The organism is Streptomyces griseoviridis (assembly GCF_005222485.1).
In the GTDB taxonomy this organism is placed as follows: Bacteria; Actinomycetota; Actinomycetes; order Streptomycetales; family Streptomycetaceae; genus Streptomyces; species Streptomyces hintoniae.
In genome coordinates, this window is record NZ_CP029078.1 from 8,786,279 (window position 1) to 8,801,412 (window position 15,134).

14 protein-coding genes are annotated in these 15,134 nt (G+C 73.6%); 10 read left to right on the plus strand and 4 right to left on the minus strand.

What is annotated here, in order from left to right; translation table 11 throughout:
- Nucleotides 1-239: 239 nt before the first annotated feature.
- The 8 genes from DDJ31_RS37905 (at nucleotide 240) to DDJ31_RS37940 (ending at nucleotide 8,270) form a co-directional block, all read left to right on the plus strand.
- Complete coding sequence (locus DDJ31_RS37905) at nucleotides 240-1,109, plus strand: NAD(P)H-binding protein (protein WP_127175907.1); 870 nt, start codon at nucleotides 240-242, stop codon at nucleotides 1,107-1,109.
- Nucleotides 1,096-1,752: a putative quinol monooxygenase gene (locus DDJ31_RS37910; protein WP_127175906.1), complete on the plus strand. Its 657-nt coding sequence runs from the start codon at nucleotides 1,096-1,098 to the stop codon at nucleotides 1,750-1,752. Before DDJ31_RS37905 ends, DDJ31_RS37910 begins: the two co-directional genes overlap by 14 nt.
- 77 nt (nucleotides 1,753-1,829) lie before the next feature.
- Nucleotides 1,830-2,630, plus strand: a complete 801-nt coding sequence (locus DDJ31_RS37915; protein WP_127175905.1) for a class I SAM-dependent methyltransferase — start codon at nucleotides 1,830-1,832, stop codon at nucleotides 2,628-2,630.
- A 116-nt stretch (nucleotides 2,631-2,746) separates the two neighbouring features.
- Nucleotides 2,747-3,469: a hypothetical protein gene (locus tag DDJ31_RS37920; RefSeq protein ID WP_240677928.1), complete on the plus strand. Its 723-nt coding sequence runs from the start codon at nucleotides 2,747-2,749 to the stop codon at nucleotides 3,467-3,469.
- Nucleotides 3,456-5,168: a GH3 family domain-containing protein gene (locus tag DDJ31_RS37925; protein ID WP_127175904.1), complete on the plus strand. Its 1,713-nt coding sequence runs from the start codon at nucleotides 3,456-3,458 to the stop codon at nucleotides 5,166-5,168. The genes DDJ31_RS37920 and DDJ31_RS37925 overlap by 14 nt, the downstream gene beginning before the upstream one ends.
- Nucleotides 5,165-6,292 carry a class I SAM-dependent methyltransferase gene (locus DDJ31_RS37930; RefSeq protein WP_127175903.1) on the plus strand — a complete coding sequence of 376 codons (1,128 nt, stop codon included), beginning with the start codon at nucleotides 5,165-5,167 and terminating at the stop codon, nucleotides 6,290-6,292. The genes DDJ31_RS37925 and DDJ31_RS37930 overlap by 4 nt, the downstream gene beginning before the upstream one ends.
- Nucleotides 6,289-7,479 carry a hypothetical protein gene (locus DDJ31_RS37935; RefSeq protein WP_346656258.1) on the plus strand — a complete coding sequence of 397 codons (1,191 nt, stop codon included), beginning with the start codon at nucleotides 6,289-6,291 and terminating at the stop codon, nucleotides 7,477-7,479. Before DDJ31_RS37930 ends, DDJ31_RS37935 begins: the two co-directional genes overlap by 4 nt.
- Nucleotides 7,476-8,270 (plus strand): DUF6182 family protein, encoded by a 795-nt coding sequence (locus tag DDJ31_RS37940; RefSeq protein ID WP_127175902.1) that lies wholly within the window; start codon nucleotides 7,476-7,478, stop codon nucleotides 8,268-8,270. Before DDJ31_RS37935 ends, DDJ31_RS37940 begins: the two co-directional genes overlap by 4 nt.
- 23 nt (nucleotides 8,271-8,293) lie before the next feature.
- On the opposite strand, the gene DDJ31_RS37945 is transcribed toward DDJ31_RS37940, so the two are convergent.
- From DDJ31_RS37945 to DDJ31_RS37960, 4 genes are all read right to left on the minus strand, one after another.
- Nucleotides 8,294-8,695: a DUF3592 domain-containing protein gene (locus DDJ31_RS37945; RefSeq protein ID WP_127175901.1), complete on the minus strand. Its 402-nt coding sequence runs from the start codon at nucleotides 8,693-8,695 to the stop codon at nucleotides 8,294-8,296.
- Nucleotides 8,696-8,783: 88 nt separating this feature from the next.
- Nucleotides 8,784-9,866: a WxL protein peptidoglycan domain-containing protein gene (locus DDJ31_RS37950; RefSeq protein ID WP_127175900.1), complete on the minus strand. Its 1,083-nt coding sequence runs from the start codon at nucleotides 9,864-9,866 to the stop codon at nucleotides 8,784-8,786.
- 70 nt (nucleotides 9,867-9,936) lie between these two features.
- A complete protein-coding gene (locus DDJ31_RS37955; protein ID WP_127175899.1) occupies nucleotides 9,937-11,913 on the minus strand; it encodes a purple acid phosphatase family protein in 1,977 nt (658 codons plus the stop codon).
- Between the two features lie 170 nt (nucleotides 11,914-12,083).
- Nucleotides 12,084-13,304, minus strand: a complete 1,221-nt coding sequence (locus tag DDJ31_RS37960) for a HupE/UreJ family protein (protein WP_127175898.1) — start codon at nucleotides 13,302-13,304, stop codon at nucleotides 12,084-12,086.
- 235 nt (nucleotides 13,305-13,539) lie between these two features.
- Between DDJ31_RS37960 and DDJ31_RS37965 the strand changes: the two genes are divergently transcribed.
- Nucleotides 13,540-14,220 carry a hypothetical protein gene (locus tag DDJ31_RS37965; protein ID WP_127175897.1) on the plus strand — a complete coding sequence of 227 codons (681 nt, stop codon included), beginning with the start codon at nucleotides 13,540-13,542 and terminating at the stop codon, nucleotides 14,218-14,220.
- 164 nt (nucleotides 14,221-14,384) lie between these two features.
- Entirely contained in the window at nucleotides 14,385-15,113 is a 729-nt protein-coding gene (locus DDJ31_RS37970) for a DUF1684 domain-containing protein (protein WP_127175896.1), read from the plus strand.
- Nucleotides 15,114-15,134 lie beyond the last annotated feature (21 nt).

Sequence of the window (15,134 nt, forward strand, 5' to 3'; positions counted from 1 at the left end):
GGCCCACCGGAAACTTCGCGGAATCTTAGAGAAAGATCCTTGCCCCTCGGATTCCCGGGCTGTGAAGCTGTATCCCGAATTCCCGGGAAATGGCACCGGCGGGAAATCGGCCGCCCCTCGCACGATGTGCGCGGGCGAGCGCCGCATTTCGTCCGATCCGGATATCGGCCGGGAACCCGGGGGGTCCCCATGGGGCTCACCGCGAGAATCCAGCGAAGCCAACGGAAAGGAAAAGGGTCATGGGTGCGGACAGTACGGCTCTGGTCATCGGAGCCACCGGGAACGTCGGCCCCAACGTCGTACGGCAGTTGATCGGCGAGGGCGTCACCACCCGCGCGCTGCTCCTGCCGGACGACCCCAGGGCGGGCCGCCTGCCGGCCGAGGGCGTCGAGATCTTCCACGGCGACCTGGCCGACCCCGACAGCCTGCTGCCCGCCCTCGAAGGCGTCGACGCCGTCCTGCTGATGTGGCCGTTCTTCACCCTCGACGTCGAGACCGCCCCGGCCGTCCTGGCGCACATCGAACGCCACGCCCGGCGCGTCGTCTTCGTCTCCTCGATCGGGGTGCACATCGGCTACGAGCACGCCGACAACAACTGCCACGCCTACCTGGAGCAGTTGATCGAGAAGACCGGTCTCGCGTGGACGTTCCTCCAGACCACCGGGTTCACCGCCAACGCCCGCCTCTCCTACGCCGCCCAGATCAAGGCGACCGGCGTGGTGCGCTCCCCCTACGGCGCCGCCGCCCGCTCCTCCATCCACGAGGAGGACGTCGCCGCCGTCGCCGTCCGCGCCCTGACCGGCGGCGACCTCGCGGGCCGCCGCCTGGTCATCACCGGACCCGAGGTCCTCACCCAGGTCGAACAGGTGCGGATCATCGGCGAACTGATCGGCCGCGAACTGAGCTGGCAGGACGTCCCCGCCGAGGCCGCCCTGAACGCCATGGTGGGGGCCGGCTGGCCGCCCGCCTACGCCAGCGGCGCCCTCGACTACTTCTCCCAGCTGACCGAGGAGCCCGAACTGGTCACCACGACCGTCGAAGAGGTCATCGGCCGCCCGCCGCGCACCTTCCGCGAGTGGGCCGCGGAGTTCGCCGATGACTTCCGCTGACCCGGCGGGGGAGGGGTTCAGGACCTTCCTGGTACTGCGCACCGGCGGCCCCGAGGCGTCGGCGGCGGCGCTCGACACGCTGCACACGGAGGTCGCGCACCGGATCAGCCGCCTGGACGGCTTCCTCTCCTGCCGCACCCACCTCGGCCTCGACGGCGACGTCGTCGTGCACACCGTCGGCTGGCGGGACGAGGCGAGCGCCCGGGGCACCTACCCGGCCACCACCCTCGGCGAGGCGCTCCTCGCCCGGCTCGGCCGGCAGGTCATGCTCCGCACCGACCTGGTCGGCGGCGCCCCGGGACCCGGCGTGCGGGGCCCGGCCTCGGCGATGCCGCCCGGCCTCGCCTGCGTCGCGATCCGCTACGTCGCCGACCGGGCGGCGGGCGAGGCGATGGCGGACCTGCTGTTGCGCAGCGGCGACTGGAAGAAGGACTTCCCCGGGTTCGTCTCGGCGACGCCCTACCTCGGCCCCGACGGCACGACCTACGTCAACTACCCGCAGTGGACCGACCGCGCCGCCTTCGACGCGTACATGGCCGACCCGCGCAACGCGGCCGGGCAGCAGGACATCGCCGACCTGGAGGTCGCACCGCCCGACCTGCTGCTGTGCACGCTGGTCGCCGAGACCGTCGCGGCCAGTTAGCGGCGGCCCGTCCCCCGATCGCACCGCCCGCACCGCCCGAGCCGCCCGCACCCGACCGCCCGCAGGAAGAGACCGGCATGACAACGGACGCGCACTCCACCCGCAGCACCGGATCGCTGACCCGGGGACGCCTCTCCCCGCTCGACCAACTGCGGCTGTTCGAGAAGAAGTACGACGCGGTGACCACCGACCTCGTCGGCCGGCTGCCCCTCGCGCCCACCTGGCGCTGCCTCGACCTCGGAGCGGGCGCGGGGTCCATGGCCTACTGGCTGGCGGAGCGGGTCACCGAGGGCTCGGTGATCGCCCTGGACACCGACACCGGACACCTGGAACCCGACCGGGCACCCAACTTGACGATCCGTCAAGAAGACCTGACGGAAGCTGAGTTCCCGGACGGCGGCTTCGACCTGATCCTCGTGCGCGCCGTCCTCGAACACCTCCGGGCGCCCGAGGAGGCGCTCGCCCGCATCACCCGCTGGCTCGCGCCGGGCGGCTGGCTGGTCGCGGAGGACTTCTACTACCTCCCCGCCGAACACGCCCCCACCCCCGTCGGCAGAGCCCTCGTCGGCGGCTATGTGCGGCGGATGGAGGCCCAGGGCGCCGACATGCGCTGGGCCCGCGGCCTGCCCGCCGCCCTGAGCCGCGCGGGACTCACCGCCGTCGACTCACAGGTCACCCCCGCGGGACCGGGCCAGTCCGCGGCCGACGACGAACTCATCGGCACCCGGCTGCGCCAGGAGGGCCACACCCTCGTCGACAGCGGCCTCGTCACCGCCGAGCAGCTCGCCGACTTCCTCGACGCCCTCGGCACCCCACGGGGCCAGGACATGACCACCCTGCTGATCTCCGCGTGGGGACAGCGCCCCCCGAACGGCTGACCACCCGCCGCCCACGGCGCCCGACCGGCCCCGACCCCCGTCGGCGGGGCCGCCCCGCGCGCGGCGACCGCACCGGACGAGAACCCACGCGACCGGTAAGGAGAGGAAACCGCCCCATGCCCCCCAGCCGTAACGACGCGGCTCCGCACCGAACGACCCCGCACCCGTCGCACGGCGGACCCGGCGGACCCCTCTCCCGCGACGGCACCACCCCACGCTTCCTCGTCCTGCTCGGACCCGACTACGCGGGCAAGTCCTCGGTCCTGGCCGAACTGCGGCGCGCCCGCGCCCCCTGGCGCCTCGTCTCCGTCGACGACACCTTCCTCGCCCCCGAACACGCCCTGATCGGCAGGCTGCGCCGGGACGTGGTGCGGGACGTCGCCCCCCACGACGGCCGGTGGTCCCCCGACTTCCTCGCCGCGATGGTGCACACCGCCGTCGTCCACCTGCGCGACCAGCTCCTCGACGGCGACCCGCGCACCCCCGCCGTCGTCGACTCCTACTACTACAAGTTCCTCGCCAAGTGCCGGCTCGCCGGCGTCCCCGACGACCCCCTCCTCACCTGGTGGCGGTCCTTCCCCCGGCCCGGCCGCGTCATCTACCTCGACGTCACCCCCGAGAGCGCCTGGCGCCGCTCGCGCGAGGGCGCCGACCTCAACCCCCTCGAACACTACGGACCGCGCCCCGAACCGCACGGGTTCGCGCGCTACCAGACCGACCTCGACCGCCTCGTGCGCGAGGAGATACGGGACCTGCCCGTGACCGTCCTCGCCGAACAGGCCGACGCCGCGCGGACCGCGGCCACCGTACGGGAGCTGATCACCCATGAACTCGGCTGACCCGCGGCCCGGCACCGACCGCGCGGCGCGCTACACCGCACGGGTCCTCGCCGAACGGGCCACGCTGCTGGCCGCACTCGGCGACCCGGCCGGCCACCGCCGCCAGGTCCTCGACGACCTCCTACGGTTCAACGCGGGCACCGACTACGGCACCGCCCACGGCTTCGCCCGGATCCGCACCCTCGACGAGTACCGCGCGGCCGTGCCCCTCCAGACGTACGCCGACCTCGAACCGTGGATCGAGCGCAGCGCGGCGGGCGAGGCGGGCGTCCTCACCGCCGACCGGCCCGCCGTCTTCTTCACCAGCAGCGGAACCACCGGCGTCCACAAGAAGATCCCGGTCACCCCGCGCTTCATGCGCACCACCTTCTTCCCCTTCTACTACGCGGCTTGGGCCCCGCTGCTCCGCCACTTCCCCGAGGTGCTGCACCGCCCGGACGCGGTCCTCAACCTCAAGCACGACCCGCTCACCCGACCGCCCACCACCGCCTCAGGCCGGCCCCATGTCGGCGCCAGCCAGGTCGACTTCGGGGAGACCTTCGGCGAACCCCTCTCCCGTGAACCAGGCACCGACGCCCCCTGGGCGGCCCTGCCGGTACCGGTCGCCGCCCAGGACCACCTGGAGAAGGCGTACCTGCGGCTGCGCCTCGCCGTCGCGGGCGACGTCCGCTGCGTCATCGGGATCAACCCGGCCATGGTCGCCGCCCTGCCCCACCAACTGCGCCTGTGGTGGCCGCGGATCGTCAAGGAGATCCGCGACGGCACCCTCGGCGGCCTCCCGCACACCGCCCCCGACCCGGCCCGCGCCGCCGAACTGGAGCGGATCGCCGACCGGTTCGGCACCGTGCGGCCCGCCCATATGTGGCCCAGGATGCGCGCCCTGTTCTGCTGGACCACCGGCCTCGCCACCCTCTATCTGCCCAGACTGCGCGAGGAGTTCGGCCCCGGCGTGACCGTGCTGCCCGCCCCGGTCGCCGCCTCCGAGGGCCCGGTCGCCGTCGCTCTCGACCGGCACGCCGGCGCGGGCAGCCCCGTCGTCACCGCGTCCGTGTACGAGTTCGCCGACGCCGACGAGGACCTGGCGCCCGACACCCCGACCCTGCTCGCCGAGGACCTCGAACCCGGCCGCGACTACCACGTCGTCTTCAGCCATGTCGGCGGCCTCTACCGCTACGCCGTAGGGGACGTCGTCCGGGTCGTCGACCGCGCCCACGGCGTCCCCCGCCTCGCCTACGCGGGGCGCGCGACCCGCAGCGACCACGCCGGGGAGCGGCTGCGCGACGCCCAAGTCGTCCGGGCCCTGTCCGGCGCCCTCGACGCCACCGGCCTCGAACTGCACAACGCCGCCACCCGGGTGGAGAGCGCGGACGGCACCGCCCGCTACACCGTCGCCGTCGCCCCCACCACCCCCTGGCACGACGACGAGTCGGCCGCCTTCAGCGCCCGGCTCGACGAGGGGCTGGCCCGCGAGTCGCCCGGCTACCGCAGCGCGCGGGCCACCGGGCGGCTCGCCGCGCCCACCGCGCTCCGGCTGCCGGCCGACGCGTTCCTGCGCGACTGGCAGGACACCGTCGCGGGCGGCGTCCGCCCCACCCAGGTCAAGGACCGCATGTTCCGCCAGGACCCGGCCGCGTGGGCACGCCTCGTCGGCCCCGCCGCCACCGCACCCGGTTCGCCGCCCCAGGAGGACGCCGTATGACCGCGCAGGGCGAACACCGCGCCGCCGAGCGGCCGTTGACCGGGCGGGGCGCACACCTCGCCGTCGAGTTGCCGTTGACCGGGCGGGGCGAACATCTTGCCGTCGATCCGTCGTTGACCGGGCAGGGTGAACAACGCGCCGTCGAGTCGCCGTTGACCGCGCGGGGCGAACACCGCGCCATCGGGCTGCCGTTGACCGTCCAGGGTGCACAACGGGCCGTCGAGCTGCCGTTGACCGCGCAGGGCGAACGCACACCCGTCGAGCCGTCGTTGACCGGGCTGGAGCGCACCGCGCTGCTCACCGCCGCGCTGCGGGCCGCCGAGACCAGCCGTCCCGACCGGCTGTACACCGACCCCTACGCGGCCGGCCTGGCAGGGGAGGCGGGCTGGGCGCTGCTCGCCGAGGTCGCCGCGGCCGGCCGCCGCCGCACCGCCGGCCGGGACGTGCCCAGCACCCCCGACTTCAACGCCATCCGCACCCGCTTCCTCGACGACCACCTGCGCCGCCTCACCCGCGAACAGGGCATCCGCCAGGTCGTGTCGGCGCCTGCGGGCCTAGACACCCGCGCCTGGCGGCTGAGATGGCCGGACGGCACCCGCTGGTTCGAGATCGACCGGCCCGCCCTCCTCGACCACAAACGCCGCCGGCTGGCCGAGGCCACACCCCGCGCCGACCTGCGCACCGTCGCGGCCGACCTCACCGGCCCCGACTGGGAGCAGTCCCTGCACGCGAGCGGCTACGACCCCACCCGCCCCTCGGTGTGGGTGCTCGAGGGCCTGCTGTACTACCTCCCCGAGGACGCGGTGCGCCGACTGCTGACCAGGATCGCCGCCTGCTCCGCGCCCGGCAGCGAGATCGCCGCCGACCTGGTCAACACGGCCGCCCTCACGCTGTCCGACATGCGGCCCCTGCTCGCCGTCTTCGAGGAGTGGGGCACGCCCTGGGTGTCAGGCAGCGACGAGCCCGAGCACCTCTTCGACACCTGCGGCTACACCGTGACGGCCCGCCAACCCGGCGACGAGGAAGCCGACTTCGGCCGCTGGCCCGATCCGGTGGTGCCGCGCGAGGTGCCCGGCGCGCGCCGGGTGTTCTTCGTCCACGGCTCGCTGCGGGCGCCCCGGTGAGCGACCACGGCACGGCCACCGCCACGCCGGCCCCGGGAGCGTACGCCGCGCACCACGGCACCGGCACCCGCCAAGCCCGGCACCGGGTGCTGCTGGCCCCCGTCACCGTCACCCCGTCCAAGCCGCTCACCCCCAGCCACCTCAAGGGCCTGCTCTGGGCGGACGTCATGTACCGGGCCACCCGGCACGTCGCCGACGTCACCCTGCGCTACAGCCACACCACCTACCACCCCACCGAACAGACCCTCGGCTTCTGGGAGTTCCTCGACCGCCGCTACGGCGACCGGGACTACACGGCCCTCGACGAACGCGCCGTGGGAGACCTCTACGTCGCCTTCCGCGCCGCCGACGAGAACGTCCCCGCGGCCGCCCTGCGCCCCTACCTGGACGCCGTCGAACACGGCTGGACCCATCCCGCCGCCCGCCGGGTCCTCGGCATCTGGGCCGAGCAGTACGCCGAACTCGGCCTCACCGACCCCGGGCTCCTCGCCCACCAGCCGCCGGGGCTCGCCCTCGACGAGATGGTCGAGCGGCTCGGCGCCCTCGGAATGTGCCTCGACCAACGCGCCCTCGGCGGACCGGTCTTCCTCGACCTCACCCGCCACGGGCTGCCGCTGCGCACCCTGGTCGGCGCCGACGGCAGGCCCAACTACCTCGCCTGCGCCCTGCGTGAACTCCTGCCGCTGGCACCGCGGTTCGACGAGGTCGCGCTGCTCTACGACAGCCAGCTCGACCCCGACTACCAGCGGCTCGCCCGGGTCCTCGCGGAGCTGGGCCCCACCGTGGCCCGGGTGCCCGTCGGACGGGTCCCTATCGACGGCACGATCCGCTCCGCCCGCCAGGGCGACTGGCGCGACGACCACGCGGGCGCCCTGCTCGCCGCCGCCCGCTCGGGCCACCGCCCCGAAGCCGTACGCCTCGGGGTGCGCCTGTACTTCATCGCCGTCCTCGGTCCTGGCCAGGCCGAGGGGTACAGGCCCGACCTGCTGCACCAGTGTCTCGGCCGCGCCGAACGCCTCCTGGCGGCGGCGGACGCCGACCCGCTGCCGCCCGCCGTGCCGCTGCCCGAACGGGTGGCACGCCACCGCGGCTCCCGGCTGCACGTGGACCCCTACCGGCTGACGTCGTCCCTGCTGGGCAGGGGCCGCCGCCCGGCCGGCGACCTCCTGACCGGGGTGTACCTGTGACCATCGACACCGACACCGGCACCGACGCCGTCCAGGGGAGCCTGCGGGCCGCCGTCGCGGAACGGCTGCGCCGGGCGCGGCCCGAACTCGCCGCGCGCCACGACCTGTCGACGGCGGCGGGCCTGGCCGCGGCCGGCGCGGCGGCGGGCGACGACGCGGGCGACGACACCCTGGTGGCCGTCGTGGTGCGCGACCTGGACCTCGCCGGCTGGGCTCGGCAGACCTGCGCGTACGCGCTGGGACTCGACGCCGCGGAGGCCGCCGCCTGGCGCCGCGCCTTCACCAGGACCGTGTTCCTGGCGGGGGACCCCGAGCGGATCGGGGCCCGCTTCCCGCTCGCCAGGACCGCCCCCGACGGGTCGGCCGCGTGGACGGCGCCAGGACCGCCCGGCGCCACCACCGCGCTGCGCCGGCTGCTGAAACTCCTCCAGGCGCCCGCCGCGATCCGGGCCGGCGAGGACACTGCGTTCGAGATCCCGCGCCACCCGGCGTACCGGACGCCGGTGGTGAGCCGTCCGCCGGTGCGCAGGGACCTGTGCCTGGCCACCGTCGACTGCACGCTGGCCGACGCGCTGGTGCACCTCAACCATCTGCTGGCCGAGGCCGTCATGGACGGTCTGCTCGCGCCGGGGGACCGGCTGGTGCTGCGCACGGTCCCGAGGCCGGCCGCCGACCTGAACCGCTTCGCGGCCGTCCGCGCCGTGCCCGACCCGCACGCCCCAGACCGGCTGCGCCTGGCCGCCGCGCTGACCACGCCGTCGGCCGCCGGACCAGACGTCGGGCCGGTGTGACGTCGTACGGGGGCGGGTCGGGGTCAGCCCGCCACGATGACGGCGGCGACGCCGAGGAACGCGGCGGCGCCCAGCGTCAACGCCACCGCCGGACCCGTCATATGACGTCGCGTCAGCACCCGTGCCTGGCGCGGGCGTCCGGGCGGATGGACCACCGGTACGGTGGCGCCGGTCGGCAGACCCATGCCCCGGCCGCGCATCCGGGGCCTGAACTCCACCCGCCTGCCCTGCTGGTCGGCGAACGCGATCACCGGGATACGGGCCGGACCGTCGTCGACGCGCAGCGGCACGTTGGCGATCACGGTCCCCTCGGTGCGCACCCCGCTGCGGGTGAGCCGCCTGGTGTGCAGGACCTCGATCAGCGCGCAGAGGAGGAGGAACAGGGCCGTCCCCGCGCAGAGCAGCCCCCCGGTCACCGTCGCCATGGTCGGTCTCCCTCGCGCCGTCGGGCTCTGGACAGCTCAGACGCGCCCGGACCGTGCGCGGTTGCGGCCAGGTCCTGGTGCGCGCGGCTCAGACGTCCTGCCGCTCCCGCTCGTGCAGGGCCCGCGCGACGGCGTCACGGACCCGGGTCTCCTCGCGCTCGGCGGCGCGGGAGCGGGCGCGGCGGCGCAACAGGAAGGCGGCGGTCGCGGCGGCGAGCAGGCACAGCACCGCGAGGACGAGGGTCCAGGGCACGGCCCAGCCGGTGACGGTGGCCTCGACGGGCCGCAGGGACGTGGTGGAACCGGCCGCGTCGGTGATCGCCGGGGTGACCGTGGCGGTGGCGGTCAGCCGCAGCGCGGGCGTGACGCCGTGGACGGGTACCGTCACCGTCCAGCGCTCGCCCGGCAGCAGCTCGGGCGCCGCGGCGATGGTGCCCGCGTCGGTGCGCAGGGTGCCGAAGGGACCGGTGAGGGTGACCTGTTGGGCGGCGGAGAGCAGGGCGTTGCCGGTGTTGTGGAGGGTGTAGGTGACGGTGGCGTCGCCCTGGCCGAAGGGGTTGGCGGTGCTGTGGTAGTCGATGTGCGGCCGCTCGACGGCGAGGGTGGGGCGCAGGGGGCCGCTGACGCGCAGCTTGACGCGGATGCCGAGGCGTCGGTCGACGGCGATGCCCTCGGTGTCGTCGGCCTGCTTGAGGGAGGTGAGGATGCCGCCGACGTGGTCACCGGGGGTGGCGTTGCGCGGTATGTCGATGGTGAAGGGGACCTCGGCACTCTTCCCCGGGGCGATCAGGACGCTCTCCTTCCGGGCGCGCACCCAGGCGCCGACGCCCGCGGACTTCTTCTCCCGCGTGAGCAGGTCGAGTTGGCCCTTCTCGGTGGTGTAGCCGTCGGCGGCGTAGACCGTCAGGCGCAGCGGCTCCTCACCGTGGTTGGCGACGACCATGGCGTCCTCGACATGCCCGCCGGGGTTGACGGCGTGGCTGAAGCTCGACCGGTCCTTCCCGTACCCGTTCGCGGCGGTCCTGACCGTCCAGGTGACGTCTCCGCCGGCGGCGCGGGCGGGAGCCCCGGCCGTGCCGGTGAACGCGAGGGCCGCGAGCAGCGTCGCGACGACGGCGCGGGTCAGGGCGCGGAGGCGGGAGGTGCGGGGGTGCGGTGCGGGTGCGCGCATGGCGGGGTCTCCTGGAGGGACGGGGCAGGCGACCTGACGGCCGCCTGCCCCGCGGGTGGAACGGGAACGATCAGCTGCTCAGCGCGGTGATCGTGAGGGTGGCGCGGTAGCCGCCCTTCTGGACGCTGTCCGGGATCTTGAGATCCAGGTCGGCGCCCAGCTTGGCCTTGCCGCGGGCGTGGCCCTGGTCGGCGGAGCCGAGGCCGCGCGAGACGGACAGGCCCTTGCCCTGGTCGTCGTAGCCCGAGGCGACGGAGGCGCCGGCCTTGGCACCGGCCCCCGCGTCGAGGAGGTACGGCGTCCAGCCGAGGTAGGAGCCGGAGAACGTCTTGGCGGCGTCCTTGAAGTCGCTGACGTCGGCCGACACCGACCACGGGGAGAGGGTGCGGCGGGTGTCCGAGACGAGGATCGAGTTGATCTTGCCGGTGGCGGTGAAGTGGTCGCCGTCCCGCTCCTTGGCGGTACCGAGGTCCACCAGGCCGTTGTAGCCGTCGATCGTCCAGCCGAACTCGCCCGGAGCCGGGTTGGGCACGGTGACCTGGAGGGACTGGCCGTCACCCTGGTACGGGTGGACGCTCACCTTGTCGACGACCGAGCCGACCGGCTGGCCCGACGCGGTGTTGGAGCACGACATGCCCTGCTCCACCTCGGAGTTGGGCGCCGCGCAGGTGCCGCTGCGCAGGTTCTCCACGACGAGCTTGTCGTTGCGGACCTGCACCTTGACGTAGCTGCGGACGTGCTCCTGGTTCTGGACCGAGTTGTACCAGTAGTTCTTCGGGTTCAGCGGGTCGGCGCCGTTGCCCGCGCCGCTGGTGCCGCTGCTGTCGGGCGCCGTGATGTCGTAGTACTTCGAGCCCGAGGCGGAGTTGGCGGTGACGTACAGGACGCCGCCGGGACCCGGGTAGACGTCGGCCGCGCCCGGCTGCTCGTTCTTGTCGGCCTTCTCGCCGTTCTTGACGAGGTAGCTGCGGGAGTAGCTGTGGTCGTGGCCCTGCAGGACGAGGTCGACGCCCAGCTTGGAGAAGGTGGTCGGGAAGTCGACGCGGCGCTTCTTGTTGTCGCTGTCCTTGGCGTGCGAGGCGGGCGAGTAGATGGAGTGGTGGTAGACCAGCACCTTCCACTTCGCCTCGGAGCCGTGCTGCTCGATGACGTCGCTGACGTACTTGGTGTGTGCCTCGTCGCCGCCGCCGCCCTGCGTGGTGGCGTAGCTGTTGCTGTTGAGGTCGATGAACAGCACATCCTTGTAGATGTACCAGTAGTCACCGCCCGAGGTGTTGGAGGCGGGGTTGCCGTTGGAGTAGTACGAGCCCGAGCGGTCCGTGTTGGGCGTCGAGAAGTGCTGCTCGTAGGCCTTGCCGCCGACGTCGTGGTTGCCGATGGTGGCGGCCCACGGGTACTGGCGCAGCTGGTCGGGGGCGAGGAACGCGTTCCACTGGGACTCGGTGTTCGCCGTCTCTACCTGGTCGCCGCCCGAGACGAGGAGTTCGGCGTTCGGGTTGGCCTTGGTGGCGACGTCCAGGGTGTCCTGCCAGCCCGCCTGGTCACCCGCGACGTTCCCGGAGGAGCCGATCTGCGGGTCGCCGAGGAACAGGAAGTCGTAGGCGCCCTCGAAGTCCTGCGTCTTGAAGGCGTACGCGGTCGACCAGTTGCCGTCACTGCCGACACGGTAGGAGTACGCGGTGTTCTCCTGGAGGCCGGTGATGGTGGCGTGGCGGTTGTAGCCGCCGCTGGTGGCGATGTTGGCCGCGCCCAGCGCGTCGAACGTGGCGGCGTCGCCGGGGAACTCGCCGCCGGTGAGCCGGGCGGTGGGAGCGAGCTGGATCTTCTGGGCGGTGTCCGCCGAGGAGTACCAGCTGACCGTGCGCTGGGTCTCGTTGGCGCCCACACCGAGGACGATTCCGGAGAGGGTGGCGGTGTCGGCCGCCGCGGCGGGGGACGCGAGTCCGCCGCCGAGGGCCACGAGCAGGCCCAGGGATGCCGCGGTGGCCGAGGCGGCGGCACGGCGTCGCAGCGGCCCGTGGGCCCCCGCGGGGTTCTTCGATCTCATGAGGTGTCGTTTCTTGTGTGTGCACGATGTGTGCGTGCAGTGGAGATCGCCAAGCTTTCGCCGCAAGGTGAACTCCAGCTAAATGTGATCTTGGGTGTGGCTGAACATGCAGGTGGCGATGGCTGATTCGCACCCCTGCGGCCGGCCGCACGCATCCGGCGGAGGCCGGTTCAGACCTCGAACAGGCGCTGCGCGAACCAGACGAGGCCCATCGCGGCGACGCCCGCGCAGAGCGCGCCGGTCATCCACAGGCCCGCCCGCGGTGAGCGGCGGCGCACCAGGAGCAGCAGCGGGAACACCACGGCGATGACGGCGAGTTGCACCGCCTCGATCCCGACGTTGAAGACCAGCAGCGACCACAGCAGCGTCCAGGACCAGGCCGCCTCGATCCCGAGCGCGCCCGCGAAGCCGAGGCCGTGCACCAGGCCGAAGCAGAACACCACGGCCAGCCGGAGCCGGCCGGCCCGGTCGAGGCCGAACCGTCCGCCGGTGGGCGCGAGATCGGTGGCGTGGACGCCGCGTCCGAGGGCCCGCCAGAGGTGCCAGCCGGCCACCACGGCGATGGAGAGCGCGATGACGGGTTCCACGATCCTGGCCGGCACCTCCACCAGGCCGAGGGCGGCGAGCAGGAACGTCACCGAGTGGGCGAGGGTGAAGCCGGTCGCCGCGAGGACGATCTCGCGCGGTCGCCGTGACCCGGCGATGAGCGCGAGCAGGAACAGGATGTGGTCGATGCCGCCCAGCAGATGCTCGGCGCCCAGCCGGAAGAACTCCCAGAACCGCGCGGTCCAGGGCTGGGTGACGGAGAACGACGGGTGGGCGGAGTCCAGCGCGGCGCTGCCGCTGTGCCCGCCGACCGTGTAGGTGACGATGGTCTTGGTCCCCTTGACGTACCCCTCGGCGTCCGGGAAGAGAGCGCTGCGGATCTCGTGGTCGCCGCCGCCCTCGCCGTCCGGCGGGCAGGTCCAGTCGAGGGTCAGCAGGGCGTAGGGCACCCCCTCCTCCTCGCCCATGCGGAAACCGCCGGCCGGCGCGGGGGCGCAGGCGCCGCCGCCGCTGACGGTGAAGCGGCGGGTGACGTAGCCGACGACCGTGTCGCGGTGCGCGTCCAGGGCCGCGGCCCGGTCGCGGCTGTCCCCGTTCTCGAAGGCGTCGGTTCCGGTGCGGAAGAGGGGGTCGTCCTTGCCGGTGTCGGCGGCCGAGACCACCAACAGGTCGTACTCCAGTCTCAGTTCGGTGCGCAGGCGTCCGTCGTCGGCGTCGACGACACGCGCGTACACGGTCGAGGAGAAACCGTGGGCCGAGGCCGACGGCACCGGACCGAGGAGGGCGAGGAAGAGGGGTACCGCCGCGGCGAGGATGACCAGGAGGCGGCGAACAGGGCGTGACATGGGGCTCCTTGGGGTTGCCCGTGCACCGTGCGGGTCGGGTGTGAACCCACGGCGGCCGTTCGGCGAACCGTGTGGGAACAACTGCTCGATCAAGGTCACAGACGTGGAGATCCCGAAAAGCGGCGGCGCAGGATGTGAAGGCACCCCCCCTTGCGACGGGCGGCCGGCCGCGTTCCGCCGCCGGCCGCCCGCGCCCGCCGCGTCGTCGCGGCCCACACTCCGGAGGACGATCGTCTTGCGCCGCCCGCTCCTGGCCGCCGCCGCCCTGTGCGCGGCCACCGCCCTGCTCACCGGATGCGGTTCCGGTGACGACTGGTCACGTCCGCACCCGAGCCCCTCCGCCGTCGGCGAGCTGGGCGCCGGGTTCCTCGGCCTCGCCGATCCGTCCGCCTCGCCCGCCCCCGAGGCGACCGTCACCCCGCGGCCCGGCTCCTGGTCCGGGGTGCGCCCCTCGCGCGGCTACCGGGTGGTGCTCCTCACAGCGGGCACCGACCGGCCCACCAGGACGCTGGTGGCGGCGGTGCGCGCGTGGGCCGAGCGGGAGGACGTCGAGCTGCGGACCGTGGACGCGGCCGACAGTCCCGATCTGCTCACCGCCGCCGACTCCGCGGTCGCCCTGCGGGCCGACCTCGTGATCAGCGCGGGCAACGACCTGATCGATCCGCTCGCGACCGTCACCCCGAACCATCTCGCCCAGCAATTCCTGGTGGTGGGCGCGGAGTTGGCCGAGCCCACGCACAACGTCACCGCCGTCGACTGGACGGGCGCGTCCTTCCGGGGCGAGGGCCTCGGCATGTCGTCGACCTACGCCCCCGCGTCCTTCACCCCGGCCCGCTGCGCCGCCGCCGTACGGGCCGGCACGGCGGCGGTGCTGTCGGGGCGGACCGGCATCGTGGTGTGGCTGGACACCTTCTAGCCCCTCCCGGACGGGCCCGCGCGCCCCCCGTGGCCGTGGACGGCCGTCTCAGAGGGCGAGACGGGGGTTTGACATTAGAAGACCTTATGGACGATAAAGTGCATGCTTTGGCCAGCTACGCACAATCCGTGACGGCCGTGACCTTCTAGCCGAATGAGTACGCCGTGTCCCAGTCCTACGCCTCGCCGTCCTCCGTCGACCGGGGGGAGGAGTGGAACACCTGGCGCGCCGGGCGCCGCCGCGCGCTCACCGCGCCGACCGGGAACCTCGCCCTGATCGAGACCCGCTGGCTGCCGGCCGGCGAGGAGCCCGACCTGGACGCGGCCCGCGCCGGACAGCCCGACACCGTGACCGTCACCACACTGCGCCGCACCGACCTGGTCACCGGCGCCCCCGAGCACGGCCTGCGCTTCTGGGACGCGGCCGCGCCCGCCGTCCGCCACTTCGAGGACGTCGAGGCCTTCCCGTACGACCCGTCCTGGGTCCTGGAAGCCACCTACACGCCGGTGGCCGACGCCCGCCGCATCGCCTTCGAGCACATCCGGGACAACGGCGGCACCCGCGACCTCGTCGTCCCCGGCGACATCGCGCTCACCGTCGACGGCCGCGACTACACCCTCAGCGCCTTCGACGACGGCGGCACCCTGCTCCTCGTCTTCGGCGACCCGACCAACGGGGACACCACCTACGGCGCGGGCCGCTTCCTCTTCGTCCGGCGCACCGACGACGAGAGCCGCGTCGTCCTCGACTTCAACCGCGCCTTCGTGCCGCCCTGCGGATTCTCCGATCAGTACAACTGTCCGATGCCGCCGCGGCAGAACCGTTTCCACCTGCCCGTGGAGGCAGGCGAGAAGCGACCCGTCTTCCGCGACGGCTTCGACCCGCAGCACTGATCGACCCCGCCGCCTCCCGCA